Genomic DNA, 21,228 nt, shown 5'->3' on the forward strand with positions numbered 1-21,228 from the left:
TCGGCGCCATCACCAGACCAGCTAAAACGAAAGCCGCCCCGACTATTGGTCGGGGCGGCTTTCACCTGTCCTCTTGATGACAAAACCGCCTCCATATCAGGTTCTCAAAACCCGTGTCATATCGCGATGTGAACCGCCCCGGTCAGTCCGGAGACTTTCTGGTGTGAGAACTCAGCCGGCGGCTGGTCTCTGGTTGCGAGCGTAGTAGGCCGCCTTGGCCGACCGCGCTGCGCATTCAACTCTCACGATTCTCACAATTCGACCATCCCAGACACCACCGACAGAACCCCACGACCAACAGTCAGCAACCCGCCGGCCCGCGTGTTTGCGATCTGCACCGACAGCGACCGACCAGAGACCCTCGCGGCCAGGTGGGCAGTGGAGCGTCGAGGCCGGGCGAGACGAACTGGTCAGAGCCGGTGCCACGGCATCGGCCGACGGACTGCTCGTCGATCCCGGCAGCAACGACGTCAGCGCACCTGGCCGAGCGACGTCAACGGGCTGAGCAGCGCGGAGCACATCTGCCGCGGATTGATGAAGCCGAGCAGTCCCGAGGTCGGCATGGCTGCGCAGCCGGTGGCCGCCGGGGCCTGGGCAGGAGCCGTCGACGTGGTCCACAGCGCGGGCGTACCGCCGACCGCGCTGCACTTGGGCCATGCCTTGGGGCCCTGGCTGGCCAGGACGTTCTCGGCGACGCGGATCTGTTCCTCACGCGATGCGCTCACGGGCGAGCCGAAGCCGCCGTTGGAGGACCAGGTGGCCTGCTTGAACTGCAGTCCGCCATAGGCGCCGTTTCCCGTGTTGGCGGCCCAGTTGCCGCCCGATTCGCACTGGGCGACGGCGTCCCAGTTCATGCTGTCCGCGTGGGCGGTGCCCGAGGACAGCGCGGTGGACATGGTCAGTGCGGCGACGGCGAAGGCGCCGGAGAGCAGCACCAGCTTCAGGCTGTTGGTGACTGTCTTGCGAACTGCGTAACGGATGCTCATCTGTGCGGTCCTTCCCCGACCGGTGACACGAGGACCGCCTGCAAGGTTTGTGCGTTCTCACAACGCGGTCATCCGGTTATTCGTGTGAGGGATTTCACGCGTTACAGAAGAGACTGAAGTTCTTTACCGGGGCGTGATGTGCTGAAGAGGGAGTTGGGGTAAATGAGAACGGTGCCGGACATATCGCCCGGCACCGTTCTTCAGTCGCGTCGCGTCGGTCGACGAGGGTTTTAGCCCCGCCGGCCGCAGACCGGCCAGGCGCGAATGCCCTGGGTCTTCAGCACGTTGTTGGCGACCCGGATCTGCTCTTCCTTGCTGGCCTGGTGGGGCGAACCCGAGCCACCGTTGGCGCGCCAGGTACCCATGGTGAACTGCAGGCCGCCGTAGTAGCCGTTACCAGTGGCGGTATGCCAGTTGCCGCCGGACTCGCAGGCTGCGACGGCGTCCCAGTTCACCCCGTCCGCATTCGCGGTACCGGCGCCAAGCGCCATCGGAGCCACGACGAGCGCCCCGGCGATGGTGGCCAGCCCAAACGTCTTGCGGATGTTCTTCAACTTCGATCCTCTCGCCAAGCGCGCGCCAAAGGACGCCCGCGATCACGCGGACGAAATGCCTGGCTTCCAGGCGGCAGGGATGGGTCGCACCGTCTCGGTCGGGTACGACAGCGGGAGGCCAGATCCGCCTCGCCGGGCATTCCGCCCAGCCGCCGCGGGGACCCACAGGTCCGCCGCAGCCCACTCACACGCAGGTTCTTGGTTTTGAAATTATTTGCTCCATTTGGAGACTTAGGGACCGTACAAATCTTTTGGCGCAAAGTCATGTTTGGCTGAGTGCGTGTCGCGGGTACATCACGGACAGATCACGACACGACCAAACAATCGTCTGTGCAGGTAAGACGCCCGTTTTACCATTCGCGGAAATCGCGCGTTGGGCGTGTCGCGGTGAGGCAGATCACTAGGAATTTGTGAGCTGGCACACAACCGGCGCAGTCCCCACAGCAACGATGGTCACCGCGAGGGACTGCGGAAAGCCGTTGCGCCCGGCATCAACCCGCCAAGATGCGGGTTTTGGTTCGCTGCCCGACTCCGCCCACGCCAAGCCGGGCTACGAGTTAAATGGCCTTGTGCTGCACAATATTTGGCCGGATACACCTCATTGAGTACCGCGGTCCGGCACAGTGGCCGGCGTTCGACGAGACGAGTGACTTCCGACCCAAGTCCGCTGTCTTACATCGCCTTTCATGAGTCAGCCGCCGAACGGGCATGGCCCCACCCGTTGCCACGCCACGGCGCCGGATGTGCCGATGCGCCCGAGCGCACCGCCGGGTCGACGGCGCACCCAATGACCTCGATCGACAGGCCCGGAATCACTTCACCCGCAGAAACTCCCGAATTGACGTCCGTTCCCGACGGCGCCGAGATCCGTTATGTCGTAGCAGATTTGAGACCCGGCGCCACCCTGGCCCGCGGCAGGTCCCCATCACATAACGACCAATTACTTCATCAATAACAGATCACACTGGTCACAATCAATCTTAGTTAGATGATCACATGACCTAATTGGCCGGGTTGGTGTGCGAATTCAGAATTTGCTGATTGAATTCAGGCGAGATCTGCGGCGGAGTTGACGTTGGTCAGCGCCCGCTGTTCGGACATCACGACCCGCTGGGTGTCCACGACGTTCACCAGGGCACGCATGCTGCGCTCCCCCGCTGCCACCAATGCGTCGGCGCGGGCGGCCAGCGCCGTGCGGTACACCCCGGCAAGGTAGTGGTCACGGCCATCCCACGGCAGCACGACGTCCGCGCCGAGTCGTACCGCGGGACCGACGAGTTCATCGATCAGCTCGACGGTCAGGTAGGGCATGTCGACGGCACACACGAAGGCCAGGTCGAGACCGGCGTCAGCGGCCGCACGAAGACCGCTGGCGGTCGCCAACAACGGGCCGACACCGCGGATCTCGTCGCGCAGCACCTCGGCGTTCAGGGCCGGCGGCAGCGGTTGGCCCGGTGCAGCCACCACGAAGACCGGGGAACAGCGCTCGCCGAGAACCGCCACGGCGTGCTCGACGAACGTCGTCTCACCCGCGGGGCCGGAAAAGCTCAGGGTTGCCTTGTCGCGGCCCATGCGCCGCGATGCCCCGCCGGCCAAGATGACCGCGGCCAACGGGGTCGTCACGTCAGTCGACGGTCCAGGTGTCTTTACCACGGAGCAAGGATTGCAGAGCCGCGGTGTCGTGGGGCTTGGAATTCATGGCCGAAGTGACCTGCTCGCGCGCGGCCTCGTCGTAGGTGGGGCGGCTCACCCGGCGGAAGATGCCCATCACGGTGTGCTCGAGGTTCTGCTCCGACAGCCGTGACAGCGCAAATGCGTAGGCCGGATCGTCGACCTGGGAGTTGTGCACCACGATCTCCCCTGGCGGCACGTCGGCGGTCTTGGCCACCTCGAGGCCGTAGCCGGACTTGACCACGCAGTACTCGCCGTTGGCGCCGAAGGTGATCGGCTGGCCGTGGCTGACGTTGATCAGTCGTTCCTCGGCACCCTCCTTGCGGAGCGCGTCGAATGACCCGTCGTTGAAGATCGGGCAGTCCTGCAGGATCTCGACCAGCGCCGCACCACGGTGCTCGGCAGCGGCCCGCAAAACCTCGGTGAGCCCCTTGCGATCCGAGTCGAGTGCACGCCCGACGAAGGTCGCCTCGGCGCCCAGCGCCAGCGACACCGGGTTGAACGGGTAGTCCAGCGAGCCCATCGGGGTCGACTTGGTGACCTTGCCGACCTCGGAGGTGGGCGAGTACTGGCCCTTGGTCAGACCGTAGATCCGGTTGTTGAACAGCAGGATCGTCAGGTTGACGTTGCGGCGCAGGGCATGGATCAGGTGATTGCCACCGATCGACAGCGCGTCGCCGTCACCCGTCACCACCCACACCGACAGGTCCTCGCGGGCCAGCGCCAGCCCCGTCGCGAACGTCGGCGCGCGCCCGTGAATCGAGTGGAAGCCGTAGGTCTCGAGGTAGTACGGGAAGCGACTCGAGCAACCGATTCCGCTGACGAACACCATGTTCTCGCGCCGCAGGCCGAGCTCGGGCAAGAAGTTGCGGATGGTGTTGAGGATGACGTAGTCGCCACAACCCGGGCACCAGCGGACCTCTTGGTCGGTGGCGAAGTCCTTGGCCTTCTGCGGCTCGTCGGTCGTCGGCACCAGGCTGGTCTTCGTCAAACCGGCAGGGGTCAACCCGAGGTCGGCCCCGATCACGTCAGTCATGCGCGATCCCGCTTCGCTTCTCGCTTGAGTGTCATGCATCAGCTCCCACACCAGTGTCCACGATGGCTGCCGCCAAACGCGCGAACTTGGCCTTGTCGGTTTCCTTTTCGGCGAGCGTTCCGTCCAGCGCGGCATCGATGATGCCCTCGACCTCGTCGGCCAGGAACGCCATGCCTTCGACCTTGGTCACCGATTGAACGTCGACCAGGAAGCGGCCCCGCAGCAGCAGGGCGAGTTGACCCAGGTTCATCTCCGGGGCCACCACGGTCGGGTAGCGACGCAGGACGTCACCAAGGTTCGCCGGGAACGGGTTGAGGTGGCGCAGATGTGCGTGCGCGACCTTGATGCCCTGGCGGCGTGCACGCCGGCACGCCTCACCGATCGGTCCATACGAACTGCCCCAGCCGACGAGCAGCAGCTCGGCATCGCCGGTCGGATCGTCGACCTCGAGGTCGGGAACGGTGACGCCGTCGATCTTCGCCTGGCGCAGGCGCACCATCAGATCGTGATTCTTCGGTTCGTAGGAGATGTTTCCCGAGCCGTTGGCCGACTCCAGCCCGCCGATTCGATGTTCCAGACCGGGCGTGCCGGGGATCGCGAACTGGCGCGCGAGGGTCTCCGGGTCGCGGGCGTAGGGCTGGAAGGGCTCGTCCGGCTTCGCGAAGGTGTGTTCGATCGGCTCGAACGTGGTGACGTCGGGGATGCGCCACGGCTCGGAGCCGTTGGCGATCGCCCCGTCCGACAGGACGATCACCGGGGTGCGGTAAGTCAGCGCGATCCGGACGGCCTCGACGGCGATCTCGAAGCAATCGGATGGCGACTTGGGAGCCAGCACCACGACCGGTGACTCACCGTTGCGGCCGTAGAGCGCCTGCAACAGGTCGGCCTGCTCGGTCTTGGTCGGCAGGCCGGTCGAGGGTCCGCCACGCTGCACGTCGATGATGAGCAGCGGGAGTTCGGCCATCACACCGAGGCCGATGGCCTCGGACTTCAGCGAGATACCCGGTCCCGACGTGCTGGTCACACCCAGTGCGCCACCGTATGAGGCGCCCAGCGCCGCACCGATGCCTGCGATCTCGTCCTCGGCCTGGAAGGTCAGGACGTTGAAGTTCTTGTGCTTGGACAGCTCGTGCAAGATGTCCGACGCCGGTGTGATCGGGTAGCTGCCGAGCATCACCTGGGTGTTGGCCAGCTGACCGGCGGTGACGATGCCGTAGGCCAGGGCGGCGTTGCCGGAGATCTGCCGGTACTCGCCGGACTTCAGCTTGGCGGGCGCCACCTGGTAGGTAGTGCCGAACGCCTCGGTGGTCTCGCCGTAGTTCCAGCCGGCGCGCAGCGCCAGCACGTTGGCTTCGGCGACCTCGGGCTTGCGGGCGAACTTCTCCCGGATGAACACCTCGCTGTGCTCGAGCTCGCGGCTGTACATCCAGGACAGCAGGCCGAGGGCGAACATGTTCTTCGCTCGTTGGCCGTCCTTCTTCGTCGCGCCGATCGGCTCGACGGCACCCAGCGTCAGGGTGGTCATGGCGACGGCCTGCACGACGTAGTCGGACAGCTCGTCCGTCTCGAGCGGGTTCGCCTCGTAGCCGACCTTGGCCAGGTTGCGCTTGGTGAACTCGTCGGAGTTCACGATGATCAGGCCGCCGCGGGGCAGGTCGTCGACGTTGGCCTTCAGCGCGGCGGGGTTCATCGCGACGAGGACGTCGGGCCGGTCGCCCGCGGTGAGGATGTCGAAGTCGGCGATCTGGATCTGGAACGACGACACACCCGGCAGCGTGCCCTGCGGTGCGCGGATCTCGGCGGGGTAATTCGGTTGCGTCGCAAGGTCATTGCCGAACAGCGCGGCCTCGGTTGTGAACCGGTCACCGGTCAGCTGCATGCCATCCCCGGAGTCACCCGCGAAACGGATGACGACCTTCTCGAGTTGCTGCCGCGGGGTTGCGCCGTTCTGGGCGACATCGGCGTCTTGACCCACGACCCCCTGCCTTTCACGCTCTTGTCGGGTCACGTCACTCCGCGTCGCAATCGACCGATGCGCCGTCGGCATGACGTCCACCAAAGTTTGTATGTCACTGGCAGTACCGATTATTGCACTTCTCTTAGGCAGACCCCGACTCGACCCGCCGGTTACCGAGCGGTAAATCCAGGTGAAGCCCGCAGGTCAACGATATGAACTCCGACGCAGGGGCGACGTAATTGTGGTTTTCGTCACTTTTCGAGAATGTCATTTCTAAGGATTCGGTTACCGGCGAGTAGGCCCGGGCTAGCGCCGCCCGGGCCAGAACTTGACACGTGTCGACTCGCACGGCCCCAACCTGCGGCTACACCAGTTCGGGGGAATCGACCTTCAGCCGCCGATCGAGTTCGCGGGCGACGAGTTCGCTCGCCAATTCCACGGCCCTGCGCGGATCGGCGCCCGCGGCGCGATTCGCCACGTAGCACGACGTGAACATGTCGCCGGCGCCGGTGGTCTGCACGCCCTCGACGCGCCATGCGGCCGGAACGCGGACGACGGTGTCGTCGGTGTAGATGTCACATCCCTCGGATCCGTAGGTGACGAGGATCTCGGGGACGCCGAGCTGCTTGGCCGTCGACTCGTCGAACGCACCGTCGGCGACGATGACCGCCTCGTCCTCGGCGAGCTTGAGAACACTGAGGTGGCGCAGCAGCTCGGGCGGATAGTGGCGGTCCACGACGAGCGGCCCAAGCCGATCGGCGCGGACGAGGCCTTGACCGTCGTAGGCGACGCGATGCCCTCGTTCGGCGAGCAGGGCCAAGGTACTTGGGGGGAAGTCCGTGCGAAGCAGCGGTGCGAGGTGCACCCACGTCGTGTCGGGGTCGGCGGATTCGATTTCCGACCTGCCCCATACGGGACCGATCGCGTCGACCGACATCCGGCGGTGATCGACGTCGTCGTAGTCCAGGCGAAACGCGCTGGTCCGGTCTGCAGGCAGGATCTGGACGATCGAGCCGAAGCGATCGAGCAGCGACTCGAACAGCGCATGGTCCTTCTCGGCGGCTAGCGCCACGATGCGACCGGTTCCACCTGCGGCTTGTAAGGCGACTCCGGAGAACGAGGCGCAGCCGCCGGGACTCTTCGGCGCGCCGTTGATGACGTCGATCGCCAAATTGCCGAGCACGGTGACGCCCTGCACGAGCTTGCCGCGCTGTCGCCGCACCGATCGATCTCCTCTACATCGGCGCTTCCGTCGTCGCCAATGGGGCGAAATGTTAGTCGCGATGACCGAGATTCGACGATTCAGCCGCGCACCCGCCGATGAATCGCTCGATCACATGCGTGCCGAGGGTTGTTTCGGAGGCGGCGCGAACGGGCTGGCCTTGGATCACCGGCAGAGGGAAACTACGGTCGGTCTCCGTCGCATCGGGGCTGTCGTAGAGGCCGACGGTGTAGACGCCCGCGCGGACGGCACCACCATCGCCAGGTGGTGGACGAAGACGCGGACCTTGACGGGCGAGCCCGGGTTGTCCGGCCAGTGCCAGGCGCATTCGAAGGCGGCGAGTCACTCACCACGTGGTGATTTGGCGACGACGTAGAGGCGCGGGTCGTAGTCGGTGCCCCCCTGGGTGTACACGGCGAGCACCAGTGGGACGGCGATTTGTGCGGGGAAGCTCGTCACGTGGGCACTGGTTATCGGGAAGCCATCCGTCGTGACTCCGCCGGCGTCTTCCAGGACTGCCTTCAGCGATGGCGCGAACGCTATGACGTGCATGGTTTCCCCTGAATCTTGGATCTCCCGGACGCAAGGCCGACCTTAGCCACCGGCTGGCTAACTTGGCAGGTTGTACGGGGTGATGACCTGGATCGGTACGGGCCGCGCCGGCTCGGCGGGCAGCGCCCCGCGCTCCTGCAAGAGCAGCCGCAACGCGAGTCGCGCGTCGGCGCGCAGGTCGTTGTGCAGCACCACCGAGATCCGACCGTCGCGCAGCAACCGCCGGTTGTCGGCGTCGAGGTCGTGCGCAATGAAGACCCTGCACGCCCTTCCGATCTTGTCGAACGCCGCGACGGTGGCGGTGTTGCCGCCGCCGACCGAGTAGACCGCCTCTATCTTCGGGTTCCGATCGAGGGCGTCGAGCACGAGGCGTTCGTTGGTCGCGTCGATGCCGTCGCTGTCGCTCACCTCGACGATGCCCCGCCCCGACCCACGCAACGCCGACCGAAAACCGACCTCGCGCTCACCCTCGCCGCGGAAGGCCGTCCGGCTGACCGTGATCAGCACGTCCGATGGTGCCGAGCCGAGCCACTGGTCCATCAGATACGCCGCAGTCACACCCGCGCCGTGGTTGTCGATGCCGACGTACGCGGATCGCGAGCTGGTGGGCACGTCGGTCGTGTAGGTCACCACCGGCACTCCGGCGCCGACAAGCCGGTCGACCGCCTCGGCCACCTCGGGCTCGTCCTGCGCCTTCAGTACGACGCCGTGGCTGCCGCGGATCCGGCCGAGGGCGTCCACCATCTGCGCGCTCGACCCCGACTCCCAGAGGTGGAAGCGCGCCCGCAGCATCGCAGGGGCGAAGGCGGGCAACTCGGCCTCGACCGCCGCCCGGAACGCGTCGGAGAACCGTCGGGGCGTCTGCATCACCACGTCGATCAGGTAGCGACGGCCGTTGAGGCGCAGTTGAGCGCGCTGCTTGTCCAGGTCCGCGATCGCCTGCACGACCTCCGCGCGGGTGTTCTCCCGGACGCCGGGGCGTTCGTTGAGGACGCGGTCGACGGTCGCCTCGCTCAGGCCCGACTGCTGGGCGATCTCACGGACCTTGTACCGGTGCGGCATCGCCTGTCCCCTCCTCACCTTCCCCGCGAGCAGTCCGAGAATCTTGAGGTGTTTTTGATGGCTTTCTGGTGTTGATTGCGGCGCATGTCACAACAAGACTAATGGTCATGGGCACACCACTGAGCACCACGCGCCGAGCGTGGATCGAGGCGTCGGACTGCGACCTCGACGATTTCCGCGCGTTGGTGTCGCGGGAAACTGACCCCGCCGAATTTCCGTTCGCGAGCGACGTCCGCCAGGGCGTCCTGGTCTACTCCGCCGACCAGACGGCGCGAGTGGACCGACGCGCGCTGCAGGCCGAGTTGATCCGCGCCCTCTCCGACGGTCCCGGCGTGATCGCCTTCGAGGGCGCCTTCGACGCCCCCGTCGTCGACCGCGCCAGCGAGGCATTCACCGCGATCATCGAGGCCCAGCACGCCGATGGCGCCGCAGCGGGCGACCACTTCGGCAAGGCGGGCGCCAACGACCGGATCTGGAACGCCGCCCAGAAGCTCGCCATGCACTCGCCCGCGGTCTTCGCCGACTACTACGCAAACGACGTCCTCGCTCTGGTCTCGCAGGCCTGGCTCGGTCCGCGATACCAGGTCACCTCGCAGGTCAACGTCGTCAATCCCGGTGGCGCCGCACAGGTTCCGCACCGCGACTATCACCTCGGGTTCGTGAACGTCGACCAGCTGGCGGCCTACCCGGCGCACATGCATCTGATGTCGACGGCGCTGACCCTGCAGGGTGCGGTCGCGCACTGCGACATGCCGTTGCGGAGCGGACCGACGATGTTGCTGCCCCACTCGCAGCGATTCGCGGGCGGCTACATCGCCTTCTACCAACCGGAATTCGTCGACTACTTCGCCACGCACCAGGTGCAGGTGCCGCTACGCAAGGGCGACGCGGTGTTCTTCAACCCGGCGCTCTACCACGGTGCGGGCGCCAACACGTCGACCGACATCCGCCGGATGGCCAACCTGCTGCAGATCTCGTCGCCGTTCGGTCGCGCGATGGAGTCACTGGACCGCACGGCGATGGTGCGCGCGCTCTATCCGGCGCTGCTGGCGATGAAGGCCGCGGGCCGCGCCGAGCACGAACTCGTCAACGTCGTCAACGCGACCGCAGAGGGATATCCCTTCCCCACCAACCTCGACCGCGATCAGCCGATCGGCAGCCTGGCTCCGCTCAGCCAGGTCGATACCGTGCTGGCCGCCTTGGCCGACGGACTCACCCCTCAAGCCCTCGACATCGAACTCACGCAGCAAATCGAACGGAGAATCCCATGACCACGCTCGGCGTAATCGGGCTCGGCCGAATCGGTGCCTTCCACACCGAAACCCTCAGCGGCATCGACGGTCTCGACGGGCTGGTGATCACCGACGAGCGCACCGACGTCGCCCATGCGGTGGCGGCCAAATACGGCGTCAAGGTCGTCGACACCGTCGAGGAGTTGTTGTCATCTGGCATCGACGGCGCTGTGGTCGCCGCCGCCACTCCCGCCCACGCGGCGCTGACGCTGGCCGCCGTGGAACGCGGCATCCCGACGTTCTGCGAGAAGCCGATCGCCGCGACCGCCGCCGAGAGCGCGCGGGTCGCCGACGTGATCGCCCGATCCGGCGTACCCGTCCAGGTCGGCTACCAGCGCCGGTACGACACCGCGTTCGCCGCCGCCAAGCGTGCCGTCGACGACGGCGCGCTCGGCACTCTGCACACCGTCCGCAGCACCACGATGGATCCCGCTCCCCCGCCGATGGACTACATCAAGGGCTCGGGCGGCATCTTCCGCGACTGCGCCGTGCACGACTTCGACATCCTGAACTGGATCACCGGGCAGCACGCCGTCGAGGTGTACGCCACCGGAACCGTTCAGGGCGATCCTCTGTTCGCGGAGTATGACGACGTCGACACCGCCGCCGTGATCGTGAAGTTCGACGGCGGGGCACTCGGCGTGGTGTCCAACGCCCGGTACAACGCCCGTGGCTACGACTGCCGCCTGGAGATCCACGGTTTCGACGACAGCGTCGTGGCCGGCTGGGATCAGGGTGTGCCGCTGCGAAACATGGATCCGCGGAACTCAGGCCCATTCGACTTCCCCACTGGCCCTGCCCATCACTTCTTCATGGATCGCTTCACCGCCGCGTTCCGCGCGGAACTGACCGAGTTCGTCCAGGTCGCCAAGGGCGGCCCGATCCACGGTGCGACGGTCGCCGACGCGGTCGAGGTCGCGTGGCTGGCCGAAGCCGCCACCGAGTCCCTGCGCCGCCACGCGCCGGTGACGATCGAGGAGGTGCGGAACTCGTGAGCGCCCTCAAGATTGCCGGTGCACCGATCTCCTGGGGCGTCTGCGAGGTGCCGGGCTGGGGATACCAATTGGACTCCGGTCGGGTGCTGACCGAGATGCGCGGCGCCGGCTTGACCGCGACGGAACTCGGGCCCGACGGTTTCCTACCGACGGACACCGAGGAACTCAAATCGGTTCTGCGCGAACATGATCTGGCGTGTGTCGGCGGGTTCGTCCCGGTGATCCTGCACGATGCCGATCACGATCCCGGCGATGACCTCGCCGGACCCTTGGAGTCGTTGTGTGCCGCGGGGGCCGGCGTCGTGGTGCTCGCCGCGGCCACCGGATCCGACGGCTACGACTCGCGTCCCGTCCTCGACGAAGATCAGTGGGCGACGCTGCTGGCCAACCTGGACCGGCTGGGGGCCATCGCCTCCGAACGCGGCTTGTTGGCGGTGCTGCATCCGCACGTCGGCACCTTGGTGGAAACCCGCGCGGACGTGGACCGGGTGCTGGCGGGGTCGTCGATCCCGCTGTGCCTGGACACCGGGCACCTGCTGATCGGCGGTACGGATCCCCTGGAATTGGCCAAGGCCGTGCCGAGCCGCATCGCCCACACCCACCTCAAGGACGTCGACGCCGCGCTGGCCGTCAAGGTGCAATCGGGTGAGCTGACGTACACCGAGGCCGTGAAGGCGGGGATGTACACCCCGCTGGGCACCGGCGACGTCGACATCGCGGGGATCGTCTCGGTGTTGCGGGACAACGGTTTCGACGGCTGGTTCGTGCTCGAGCAGGACACCATTCTCAATGCCGAGCCGACCGACGAGGGCCCGGTCCTGGACGTGCTGGCCAGCGTCGCCTACCTCCGGGACGTGACGTCGTGAGGCACGAGCGAGAAGCGAAGCGGGATCGCGCATGGGACTAGGCATCGGGGTGCTCGGCGCCTCGCGAATCGCCGAGTCGGCGATCGTCGGGCCCGCGGCCGAACTCGGGCACCGACTGGTCGCCGTGGCCGCCAGGGACCGGTCTCGGGCGGAGACCTTCGCCGGGAAGTACGGCGTGGAGCGTGTCGTCGCGTCGTATCAGGACGTGATCGACGACCCCGAGGTGGATGTCGTCTACAACCCGTTGGCCAACTCACTGCACGCGCCGTGGAACCTCGCCGCGATCGAGGCGGCCAAACCCGTGTTGAGCGAAAAGCCCTTCGCGCGAAATCAATCCGAGGCCCGACACGTCGCAGATGCCGCAGGCGTCACCGTGCTGGAGGGCTTCCACTACTACTTCCATCCCGTCACCCAGCGCGCGTTCGGCCTGGCCGCCGACGGCGCCCTTGGCGAGATCACCCACGTCGAGGTACGGATGGCGATGCCCGCACCCGACGACGACGACCCCCGCTGGTCACTCGACATGGCGGGCGGTGCACTGATGGATCTGGGCTGCTACGGCCTGCACATCATGCGCTCGCTGGGCCGGCTCGAGGTACCCGGCGTCGGCGGACGGCCATCGATCACCCGTGCGCACGCGGAGCAACGCACCCCCGGGGTGGATGCCTGGTGCGACGTCGAGATCTGGTTCCCCGGCGGCGCGACCGGCCTGTCCGCCAATTCGATGGTGGGAGACGACCACTCGCACACGATCCGGATCGTCGGTACGGCGGGCGATCTCCTGGTGCACGACTTCATCACGCCGAGCACCGACGATCGCCTGACGATCAACACTCCGGGAGGCACCACGGTCGAACGACTCGGCACCCGGCCCTCCTACACCCACCAGTTGGAGGCCTTCGCCGCCCACGTGCAGCACGGCGCCTCCCTGCCGTTCAGCACCGCCGACGCAGTGGCGAACATGGCCCTCGTCGACGCCGCGTACCGCGCGGCGGGCATGGCGACCCGATGACCTTTCAGCTCGCCGTCAGCGCCGAGATGGTGTTCACGGACCTACCGTTCATCGAGCGGGTGCGCCGCATCCACGACCTCGGCTTCGCGGTCGAGATCTGGAGTTGGGACGACAAGGACCTGGCCGCGCTGCGAGCCACGGGCGCGACCTTCACCTCGATGACCGGGTACCTGCACGGTGACCTGATCGACGCCGCGACCGCCGACGAGGTCGTACGCACCGCCGAGCTATCCATCAAGGCTGCCGAAGCCCTTGGTGTCACGCGGTTGAACCTGCACACCGCCGAGTTGGTCGACGGCAACGCCGCGCGGCCACGGCAACGCGCTACCGGCCCGATGTGGCTCACCGCGCTGCGCACCCTGGACCGACTGGGCGACCTCGGCGCCGCCAACGGCGTCACGTTCTGCGTGGAGAACCTCAACACGATCGTCGATCACCCTGGCGTACCGCTTGCGCGGGCCAAGGACACCCTGGCCCTGGTCGAGGCCGTCGCCCATCCGAACGTCAAGATGATGCTCGACCTCTATCACGCGCAGATCGGTGAGGGGAACCTGATCGAACTCGTCCGCAGATGTGGCGACGCGATCGGCGAGATCCAGGTGGCCGACGTCCCCGGCCGCTGCGAGCCGGGCACCGGCGAGGTCCACTACCCCGCAATCGCACGGGCATTGCGCAACATGGGGTTCCACGGCACCGTCGGCCTGGAGGGTTGGGCATCCGGTGACAGTGTTGCGGCACTCGAGGCGTTCCGGGCCGCGTTCACGGTCTAACCGCCGAACCGCGCCGCGAGGCGTTCCAGGGTCGCCGTGATGCCGTCGGCATTCTGCGTGTGCATGCCGAAGAACTCCAAGAGCCTAGGCGCCTTGTGGATGCTGTAGTCGAACGTCTCGGTGACTTCCGTGGCGCCGGGCGCAGCCTCCTTCAGACTCCAGCGCCAGCGGTGGCCCATCGGATGCTGCCACTCCACGACCCTGTCGTCCTCGACCTCGGTGACGGTCGAGGTGATCTTGTACGGCACTCCCCACTGCCGCATCCCCACGGTGAACTTGTCGCCGACCGCAAGGTGATGAGGTCCCTTGATCGGGATGTCACGCACCGTGCCGGACCCATCGAGCTCCGGATGCCGGTGCGGATCGACGACGAGTGCGAAGATCTCCGCTGCGGACGCTTTGACCAGGACTCGCCTGACGACGCGTCTGGGGCCGGCGTCGACCACGAACACAGCTGACACAGTCGCCAATGCTACGGGTCCGCATACTCGTGAGGCTGCTACTCTGCCCCGGAATATCCGCTCGACTGTGAAGGTTTGGGTCAAGCATGCGAGCAGTCGTCTACGATCCGCAAGCCCCGCTGAACCTACGCCTCGACGAGGTGAGTCCACCGGTCGTTGCCGATGACGAGGCGTTGATCGACGTCAGGGCAATCGCACTGAACTTCGGCGAGGTGCGCTTCATCGCCGATGTCCGCCAGCCGGGCGAGGTGCCGGGGTGGGATGCGGCAGGAGTGGTCGTCCAAGCCGCGGCCGACGGAAGCGGGCCATCGGCCGGCACCCGAGTGGTGACCTTCAATGGCGCCGGTGGGTGGGCTGAGCGCCGCGCGGCGCCAACCGGCAACATCGCGGTACTGCCCGACTCCGTCGACTTCGCCACTGCTGCCGCGTTGCCCGTCGCCGGCGTCACGGCGTTGCAGGCACTGCGAGCACTCGGATCCGTCGTGGGGCGCAGAGTGCTCATCACCGGCGCGTCGGGCGGGGTCGGCCGGTTCGCCGTGCAGCTCGCGGCCCGAGCCGGGGCTCACGTGATCGCGGCAGTGGGAAGCCAGCCCAGGGGTGCGGGCCTCGTCGAGTTGGGCGCCGCAGAGGTTGTCGTCGGGCTCGATGGCGTCACCGAGCCCGTGTTCGGTGTCCTGGAGAACGTTGGTGGTCCACTCCTGGCCCAGGCGTTCAGCCTGGTCGGCGAGGGCGGATCCGTGCAGTCGATCGGGATGGCGTCCAACCAGCCCACGACGATCGACTTCGAGGCGGAACGGCACAGGTGGACGCGGAAGCGCTTGGAGCCCTTCACGGTTCGCGAACCCTTCCAAGCGGACCTGAACTACCTGGTCGAACTGCTGGCGACGGGCCAGCTGGATCCGCAGATCGGGTTGCGCGATTCGTGGGACAACGTGTCAGGGGCCGCCGAGGCACTCCTGGACCGCCGCGTGGCGGGCAAGGCGGTCCTGGACGTCTCCTGACGACCACCGACACCGCGGCGGATCAGGCTCCCTTGCGTCCCAGTTCGTGCGAGAGCGCCTCGAGTTCGTCGCCGCCGGCCATCTCTTGGGTGAGGTGCTCCAGGGTGATGTCGTCGTAGGTGCAGTCCAGCTTCTGCTTGCCACGGTTGAGCAGCACGAAGTGATCGCCCACCATGTGCGCGTGGTGCGGGTTGTGGGTGATGAACACGACGCCGAAACCGGCCTCCTTGGCCGCGGTGATGTACTTCAACACCACCCCCGACTGCTTGACGCCCAGTGCGGCCGTCGGCTCGTCGAGGATCAGCACCCGCGCTCCGAAGAACACGGCCCGCGCGATGGCGACGCACTGCCGCTGGCCGCCCGACAGTGAGCCGATCGGCACGTCGACGTCGGGCAGATCGATGCCCATCTTCGACAGCTCGGTCAGCGTGGTGGCCCGCATCGCGTTGGAGTCCAACGAGAACGGGAACGACTTCTTCCGCAGCTCCTGGCCGAGGAAGAAGTTGCGCCACACCGGCATCAACGGGACGACGGCCAGATTCTGGTAGACGGTGGCGATGCCCTTGTCCAGCGCCTCCTTCGGTGAGCTGAACTTGATCGCCTCGCCGTCGACGATCAAGTCTCCGTCCGTCTGCTGGTGCAGACCTGAGATGATCTTGATCAGCGTGGACTTGCCGGCGCCGTTGTCGCCGAGGATTCCGGTGACCTCGCCTGCGTGCACGCGTAGCGAGATGTCCTTCAGCGCAGTGATGTTGCCGTAGGTCTTGCCGACGTTCTTCATCTCGACCAGCGGCACCTTGCCACCGGACGGGGCGTCATGCTCGGGACGTTCCACTGTGGTGGTCACGGGTCACCTCTTCGCTGCGTAGTTGCGGAATGCGTTGTTGGCGATGACCGCGAACAGCAGCATGGCGCCAAGGAAGAACTTGAACCAGTCGGGGTTCCACCCGGCGTAGACGATGCCCTGGTTGGTCATGCCGAAGATGAACGCGCCGATCGCGGCACCGATCGCGGTTCCGTAGCCGCCGGTGAGTAGGCAGCCACCGATGACCGCGGCGATGATGTACAGGAACTCGTTGCCGATGCCCTGACCGGACTGCACGGTGTTGAATGCGAATAGCAGGTGCATGCCGACGAACCACGCGCAGAACCCGACGAACATGAACAGCCCGATCTTCACCGCGGTGACGGGCACGCCGACCGCCCGGGCACTGTCCTGATCGCCGCCGACGGCGAAGATCCAGTTGCCGATTCGGGTCTTGAACAAGACGTACGTCGCCACGACGGTGAACAGCAACCACCACACCACGGTGATTCGGATCGAGACCCCGAACAACGTGAACGACGAGGCGAATACGGCCTTTCCAGAGTCCCAGCCCTGCATGTCGCTGACGCTCTGCGTGGCGACCTGGCCCGAAACCAGCTTCGTCACAGCGAGATTGATGCCGGTGAGCATCAGGAACGAACCCAGCGTGATCAGGAAGCTTGGGATCTTCGTTCGCATCACCATGTACCCGTTGAAGAATCCGATCGCCAGTGCCAGGATGAGCGCGAGCCCGGCCCCTGCCCACAGGTTCAGGTGCAGGTTGTAGGCGATCATCGACGCGGCAAGCGAACTGGTCGTGACCGCGACGCCGGCCGACAGGTCGAACTCCCCGCCGATCATCAGCAACGCGACGGCGCACGCCATGATGCCGATCGTCGAGCTGGCATACAGCACGGTCGCCAGCGCCTCGGGGGTTCGGAACGGCGGGGCGACGATCGCAAAGAAGATGAAGATAGCGATCGCACCTACCAATGCGCCCATCTCGGGACGAATCAGCAAGCGCTGGATACGATTTTGCTCCTTGACGCGCTCGTCGTGGACGACCTTGCGATTGCTGAGATCAAGGTCAGCTTGAGTAGTCATCTCTTCTCTTTCCGTGATGGCTAGCGAGTGCCGGACTTGGCCAGCTCGGCGACGGCGTCGATGTTGGACTTGTCGATGAACGACGGACCGGTCAGCGTGGCCTGACCGCCGCCGATCAGGTTCTTGTTGTTCACGTACAGCCACAGCGAGTCGATCGCGAGGTAGCCCTGCAGGAACGGTTGCTGATCCACCGCCCACTGGACGTCGCCCTTCTGGATGGAATCGACCAGCGCAGCGTTGGTGTCGAAGGTGACGACCTTTGCCGAGCTCCCGGCGTTGCCGACCGACTGCACCGCGGTGAGCGCGATGGGCGCTCCGAGCGCGACTACGTGGTCGATCGCCGGATCCTGTTGCAGTTTCGCGGTGATCGTCGACTCCACCGACGGCATGTCCTTGCTGTTGACGTTGAGCAGCACGGTCTCACCCTTGAAACCCTGAGTGACGCCGGCGCAGCGCGACTCGAGCGCCACCTGGCCCTGCTCCTGAATGACGCAGAGGGCCTTCTTGGCGCCGTCCTTGTTCAGCCGTTCGCCCGCGGCGATGCCGGCGAGCTTCTCGTCCTGGCCGAAGTACTCCTGGATGCCCATGGCCTTGAAGTTGTCGAAGCCCGAGTTGAACGCGACCACGGGAATTCCCGCATCGAGGGCGGCCTTGACGGCGGGCGCCATGGCGTCGGGCTTCGCCAGCGTCACGGCGATGCCGTTGACCTTGCTGTCGAGGGCGCTCTGCACCAGGTTGGCCTGGTTGGGCGCCTCCGGGTCGTTGGAGTAGCGCAGCTCGATGTTGTCCTTGTCGGCGGCTGCCTGCGCGCCCTTGCGGATGAGATCCCAGAACGAGTCGCCCGGCACCTCGTGGGTGATCATCGCGACCGTCATGCGTGGGGTGTTCGCCTGACCGGCGCCCATCCCGTTGCCGTTGCTTTCCGGCTTGCCGCCGGTGCTCGAACACGACGCAAGTCCCAAGGCGAGCACGCCCGCTCCCGCGACGGCTGCCAACCGAACAAACCTCATCGTTTCTCCTGTCTGCGAGTGCCCAACGGCACGCCCTGAGAACGATGTAATACGGGTCACACCGGAATGTCAATAGTTTGTTCGGACATTAGGACTGCATGTCATATTCAACTTTGGCAGCGCAGAGTTTGCCGGGGGCCAGCAGGGCGCCCGGCGAGCGGCGTGGATCAGCGGTCTACCAGGGTCGTCTCGAAGTAGTAGCGCGACGCCCGGTAGCAGTGCGCACCGTATTCGACCGCTTTGCCCGAATCATCGAACGCGGTGCGGTTCATGGTCAGCAGCGGCGCTCCGGCCTTCTCCCCGAGCAGCCGCGCCTCGGCCTTGGTGGCCGGCCTGGCGCCGATGCGCTGCCTGGCCAGCCTGATGTGCACCCCGCGGACCCTCAACGACTGGTAGAGACCGTTGCTCTCGAGCTCCTCGGCCGGTGGCGCGAGATCGAGGGGCAGGTAGTTGGTCATCACTGCCAGCGGCTCCCCATTGGCGCAGCGGAGCCGCTGAATGGTCACCACCTCGCGGTCGGCGGTGAGGTTGAGCTCGACCGCGACCTCCTCCTCGACCGGGCCGACGTGGTACCCGAGGAGTTGCGTGGTCGGCTCCTGCCCGGCCCGGACCAGGTCGTCGAACAGGCTGGTCAGCTCGACACGGCGGTGTACGGGGTTCTGTACGACCTGGGTGCCGACGCCGCGCTTGCGCACCAGCATGCCCTTGTCGACGAGCTCCTGAATGGCGCGGCGGGTGGTCGGCCGGGACAATGTGAGCCGCTTGGCCAGTGCCAGTTCATTCTCGAACCTGTCCCCCGGCGCGAGCTCTCCGTTGCGGATCGCCGCTTCGATCGCCTGCGCGAGTTGGTAGTACAGGGGAACAGGGCTTGACCTGTCCAGCTCAACCGCCAACGGCACATCGACTCCGATCCTGCGTTCCAATCAGATGAGAGCAGCTGCAGCCTAACACCGCTTGATTGAAAGTCAGAATGTCAGGACAAACTATTGACAGAGACGAGTGACGCGAGGCACAGTCGTAAGAGGAATCCGACACCTATCGCCGGGAGCTGACCGTGACCGATTCGCAGCCCTACGACGCCCTCGTCATCGGACGCAGCGGCGTCGATGTCTATCCATTGCAGACCGGCGTCGGCCTCGAACACGTGAAAACGTTCGGGAAGTTCCTCGGCGGCAGCGCGGCCAACGTCGCCGTCGCCACGGCGCGGCTGGGCAACCGCAGCGCGCTGATCTCCGGTGTCGGCGACGACCCGTTCGGCCGCTTCGTCCGCGCCGAACTGGCCGACCTCGGTGTCGACAACACCTACGTCAGCACCCATGACGAGTACCCCACGCCCGTGACGTTTTGCGAGATCTTCCCGCCCGATCACTTCCCGCTGTACTTCTACCGCAAGCCGTCGGCGCCGGATCTGCAGATCCGGCCGGACGAGATCGACGCCGACACGGTGCGCGCCGCCCGACTGTACTGGTCGACGGTCACCGGATTGTCCGAGGAGCCCAGCCGCAGTGCGCATTTCGCGGCATGGGAGGCCCGCTCCGGGGCGAGCGAAGCGACGGGGGCAAACAGACGCCGCGCGCCGCTGACGGTGCTCGATCTGGACTACCGGCCGATGTTCTGGGCCACCCCGGCCGACGCCACCGCGCAGGTCCAACGCGCTCTCGGATACGTCACCGTCGCGGTGGGCAACCGCGAGGAGTGCGAGATCGCCGTCGGAGAGAGCAACCCGCGCAAGGCCGCCGACGCGCTGCTGGACCTCGGCGTCGAACTGGCCATCGTCAAGCAGGGCCCGCGCGGCGTGCTCGGCAAGACCAGACACAGCTCGGTGACCGTCCCACCCAACGAGGTCGACGTCGTCAACGGCCTCGGCGCCGGCGACGCCTTCGGCGGCAGCCTGATCCACGGCCTGCTCCGCAACTGGCCGCTGGAGAAGACCTTGCGCTACGCCAACGCTGCCGGTGCCATCGTCGCGTCGCGACTCGAATGCTCGACGGCGATGCCGACCGCCGACGAAGTGGCCGCGCTGGCCGAGCAGACCGCAACGGAGGCCGTGAATGTCTGACCCAGATCTTTCTCCCGTCGCTCCGCTCGCCCCGGTCTGCTCGGACTACGCCGCGATCACCGACCTGCGCGCCGTCGACCCCGGCGGCGTCGCACGGGCCTGGAGCAACCGCACCACTAGGCCGACGGTGCGCGGCAACGGCAGGCTGATGATCGTGGCGGCCGACCATCCCGCCCGCGGCGCACTGGCCGTCGGATCCCGGCCGACCGCGATGAACAGCCGCACCGACCTGTTGGACCGATTGCGTGCCGCGCTCGCCGATCCAGGTGTCGACGGCGTGCTCGCCACCTCCGACATCCTCGACGACCTGCTGCTGCTCGGCGCACTCGAGGACAAGGTGGTGTTCTCGTCGTTCAACCGCGGCGGACTGGCCGGATCGTCCTTCGAGCTCGACGACCGGATGACCGGCGCCACCGCGGCGTCCACCGCCGCGGCGAACATGAACGGCGGAAAGATGCTGTGCCGCATCGATCTCGACGATCCCGGCACGCTGACCACCATGACTGCCTGCGCGCACGCGGTCGACGAGCTGGCGGCACACGGGCTAATCGCGATGGTGGAACCGTTCCTGTCCACCCGCATCGACGGCAAGGTCCGCAACGACCTCAGCCCGGATGCGGTGATCAAGTCGGTGCACATCAGCCAGGGGCTCGGCTCGACGTCGGCCTACACCTGGATGAAGCTTCCTGTGGTCGACGAGATGGACCGCGTGATGGAGTCCACCACGTTGCCGACCCTCCTTCTCGGTGGCGATCCCGCCGATCCCGACGAAGCCTTCGCCAGTTGGGAGAAGGCGCTCGCCCTTCCGTCGGT

General features: G+C 66.4%; 20 protein-coding genes and 1 pseudogene. 8 read left to right on the plus strand and 13 right to left on the minus strand.

Annotation, left to right across the window (positions count from 1 at the left end):
- Positions 1-470: 470 nt before the first annotated feature.
- From QOC69_RS29180 to QOC69_RS29215, 8 genes and pseudogenes are all read right to left on the minus strand, one after another.
- A complete protein-coding gene (locus QOC69_RS29180) occupies positions 471-986 on the minus strand; it encodes a transglycosylase family protein (protein WP_526446004.1) in 516 nt (171 codons plus the stop codon).
- A gap of 230 nt (positions 987-1,216) precedes the next feature.
- Positions 1,217-1,450, minus strand: a pseudogene (locus QOC69_RS29185) (transglycosylase family protein); the annotation flags it as partial.
- A gap of 1,137 nt (positions 1,451-2,587) precedes the next feature.
- A complete protein-coding gene (gene mobA, locus QOC69_RS29190; protein ID WP_526446005.1) occupies positions 2,588-3,163 on the minus strand; it encodes a molybdenum cofactor guanylyltransferase in 576 nt (191 codons plus the stop codon).
- 1 nt (position 3,164) lies between these two features.
- Positions 3,165-4,286 carry a thiamine pyrophosphate-dependent enzyme gene (locus QOC69_RS29195; RefSeq protein WP_526446006.1) on the minus strand — a complete coding sequence of 374 codons (1,122 nt, stop codon included), beginning with the start codon at positions 4,284-4,286 and terminating at the stop codon, positions 3,165-3,167.
- A complete protein-coding gene (locus QOC69_RS29200) occupies positions 4,279-6,222 on the minus strand; it encodes a 2-oxoacid:acceptor oxidoreductase subunit alpha (protein WP_526446007.1) in 1,944 nt (647 codons plus the stop codon). Before QOC69_RS29200 ends, QOC69_RS29195 begins: the two co-directional genes overlap by 8 nt.
- A 346-nt stretch (positions 6,223-6,568) precedes the next feature.
- Positions 6,569-7,426, minus strand: a complete 858-nt coding sequence (locus tag QOC69_RS29205) for a PfkB family carbohydrate kinase (protein WP_526446008.1) — start codon at positions 7,424-7,426, stop codon at positions 6,569-6,571.
- A gap of 342 nt (positions 7,427-7,768) precedes the next feature.
- Entirely contained in the window at positions 7,769-7,978 is a 210-nt protein-coding gene (locus QOC69_RS29210; protein WP_526446009.1) for a hypothetical protein, read from the minus strand.
- A gap of 57 nt (positions 7,979-8,035) precedes the next feature.
- Positions 8,036-9,040, minus strand: coding sequence for a LacI family DNA-binding transcriptional regulator (locus QOC69_RS29215; protein ID WP_526446010.1), 1,005 nt, complete (start codon positions 9,038-9,040; stop codon positions 8,036-8,038).
- A 107-nt stretch (positions 9,041-9,147) separates the two neighbouring features.
- Here QOC69_RS29215 and QOC69_RS29220 point away from each other — a divergent pair, with 107 nt between their 5' ends.
- Genes QOC69_RS29220 through QOC69_RS29240 form a run of 5 tightly spaced genes read left to right on the plus strand, consistent with a single transcriptional unit; the run spans position 9,148 to position 13,975 of the window.
- Positions 9,148-10,311, plus strand: coding sequence for a phytanoyl-CoA dioxygenase family protein (locus QOC69_RS29220; RefSeq protein WP_526446011.1), 1,164 nt, complete (start codon positions 9,148-9,150; stop codon positions 10,309-10,311).
- On the plus strand, positions 10,308-11,327 hold the full coding sequence (locus QOC69_RS29225; protein WP_526446012.1) for a Gfo/Idh/MocA family protein: 1,020 nt from the start codon (positions 10,308-10,310) through the stop codon (positions 11,325-11,327). Before QOC69_RS29220 ends, QOC69_RS29225 begins: the two co-directional genes overlap by 4 nt.
- A complete protein-coding gene (locus tag QOC69_RS29230) occupies positions 11,324-12,193 on the plus strand; it encodes a sugar phosphate isomerase/epimerase family protein (protein WP_526446013.1) in 870 nt (289 codons plus the stop codon). Before QOC69_RS29225 ends, QOC69_RS29230 begins: the two co-directional genes overlap by 4 nt.
- 31 nt (positions 12,194-12,224) lie before the next feature.
- Positions 12,225-13,205 carry a Gfo/Idh/MocA family protein gene (locus QOC69_RS29235; RefSeq protein ID WP_526446014.1) on the plus strand — a complete coding sequence of 327 codons (981 nt, stop codon included), beginning with the start codon at positions 12,225-12,227 and terminating at the stop codon, positions 13,203-13,205.
- Positions 13,202-13,975, plus strand: a complete 774-nt coding sequence (locus tag QOC69_RS29240; protein ID WP_526446015.1) for a TIM barrel protein — start codon at positions 13,202-13,204, stop codon at positions 13,973-13,975. The genes QOC69_RS29235 and QOC69_RS29240 overlap by 4 nt, the downstream gene beginning before the upstream one ends.
- Here the strand turns inward: QOC69_RS29240 and QOC69_RS29245 are convergent.
- On the minus strand, positions 13,972-14,436 hold the full coding sequence (locus QOC69_RS29245; RefSeq protein WP_526446016.1) for an SRPBCC family protein: 465 nt from the start codon (positions 14,434-14,436) through the stop codon (positions 13,972-13,974). The genes QOC69_RS29240 and QOC69_RS29245 overlap by 4 nt on opposite strands.
- An 86-nt stretch (positions 14,437-14,522) precedes the next feature.
- Between QOC69_RS29245 and QOC69_RS29250 the strand changes: the two genes are divergently transcribed.
- Positions 14,523-15,437, plus strand: a complete 915-nt coding sequence (locus QOC69_RS29250; RefSeq protein WP_526446017.1) for a zinc-binding dehydrogenase — start codon at positions 14,523-14,525, stop codon at positions 15,435-15,437.
- Between the two features lie 22 nt (positions 15,438-15,459).
- Here QOC69_RS29250 and QOC69_RS29255 read toward each other — a convergent pair whose 3' ends face one another.
- The 4 genes from QOC69_RS29255 to QOC69_RS29270 all read right to left on the minus strand — a co-directional run bounded on the left by QOC69_RS29255 (position 15,460) and on the right by QOC69_RS29270 (position 19,255).
- Positions 15,460-16,284, minus strand: a complete 825-nt coding sequence (locus tag QOC69_RS29255) for an ATP-binding cassette domain-containing protein (protein ID WP_526446018.1) — start codon at positions 16,282-16,284, stop codon at positions 15,460-15,462.
- A gap of 3 nt (positions 16,285-16,287) precedes the next feature.
- Positions 16,288-17,346: an ABC transporter permease gene (locus QOC69_RS29260; protein ID WP_526446019.1), complete on the minus strand. Its 1,059-nt coding sequence runs from the start codon at positions 17,344-17,346 to the stop codon at positions 16,288-16,290.
- 20 nt (positions 17,347-17,366) lie between these two features.
- Complete coding sequence (locus QOC69_RS29265) at positions 17,367-18,356, minus strand: substrate-binding domain-containing protein (protein ID WP_526446020.1); 990 nt, start codon at positions 18,354-18,356, stop codon at positions 17,367-17,369.
- Positions 18,357-18,523: 167 nt separating this feature from the next.
- Positions 18,524-19,255 carry a GntR family transcriptional regulator gene (locus tag QOC69_RS29270; protein WP_526446021.1) on the minus strand — a complete coding sequence of 244 codons (732 nt, stop codon included), beginning with the start codon at positions 19,253-19,255 and terminating at the stop codon, positions 18,524-18,526.
- Between the two features lie 155 nt (positions 19,256-19,410).
- On the opposite strand from QOC69_RS29270, the gene iolC reads away from it, so the two are divergent.
- Together iolC and QOC69_RS29280 are read left to right on the plus strand one after the other, a co-directional pair.
- Entirely contained in the window at positions 19,411-20,415 is a 1,005-nt protein-coding gene (gene iolC / locus QOC69_RS29275) for a 5-dehydro-2-deoxygluconokinase (RefSeq protein ID WP_526446022.1), read from the plus strand.
- The coding region (locus tag QOC69_RS29280; RefSeq protein ID WP_526446023.1) for a Cgl0159 family (beta/alpha)8-fold protein at positions 20,408-21,228 on the plus strand (821 nt) is incomplete at its 3' end. The genes iolC and QOC69_RS29280, both read left to right, overlap by 8 nt.

Source organism: Mycobacterium sp. (genome assembly GCF_032162105.1).
Lineage (GTDB): Bacteria > Actinomycetota > Actinomycetes > Mycobacteriales > Mycobacteriaceae > Mycobacterium.

Excerpts from the sequence above, each read along its gene's own strand:
- QOC69_RS29180 (WP_526446004.1), bottom strand. The coding sequence starts at position 986 with ATGAGCATCCGTTACGCAGTTCGCAAGACAGTCACCAACAGCCTGAAG.
- QOC69_RS29195 (WP_526446006.1), bottom strand. The coding sequence starts at position 4,286 with ATGCATGACACTCAAGCGAGAAGCGAAGCGGGATCGCGCATGACTGAC.
- QOC69_RS29210 (WP_526446009.1), bottom strand. The coding sequence starts at position 7,978 with ATGCACGTCATAGCGTTCGCGCCATCGCTGAAGGCAGTCCTGGAAGAC.
- QOC69_RS29215 (WP_526446010.1), bottom strand. The coding sequence starts at position 9,040 with ATGCCGCACCGGTACAAGGTCCGTGAGATCGCCCAGCAGTCGGGCCTG.
- QOC69_RS29220 (WP_526446011.1), top strand. The coding sequence starts at position 9,148 with ATGGGCACACCACTGAGCACCACGCGCCGAGCGTGGATCGAGGCGTCG.
- QOC69_RS29225 (WP_526446012.1), top strand. The coding sequence starts at position 10,308 with ATGACCACGCTCGGCGTAATCGGGCTCGGCCGAATCGGTGCCTTCCAC.
- QOC69_RS29235 (WP_526446014.1), top strand. The coding sequence starts at position 12,225 with ATGGGACTAGGCATCGGGGTGCTCGGCGCCTCGCGAATCGCCGAGTCG.
- QOC69_RS29240 (WP_526446015.1), top strand. The coding sequence starts at position 13,202 with ATGACCTTTCAGCTCGCCGTCAGCGCCGAGATGGTGTTCACGGACCTA.
- QOC69_RS29250 (WP_526446017.1), top strand. The coding sequence starts at position 14,523 with ATGCGAGCAGTCGTCTACGATCCGCAAGCCCCGCTGAACCTACGCCTC.
- QOC69_RS29260 (WP_526446019.1), bottom strand. The coding sequence starts at position 17,346 with ATGACTACTCAAGCTGACCTTGATCTCAGCAATCGCAAGGTCGTCCAC.
- QOC69_RS29265 (WP_526446020.1), bottom strand. The coding sequence starts at position 18,356 with ATGAGGTTTGTTCGGTTGGCAGCCGTCGCGGGAGCGGGCGTGCTCGCC.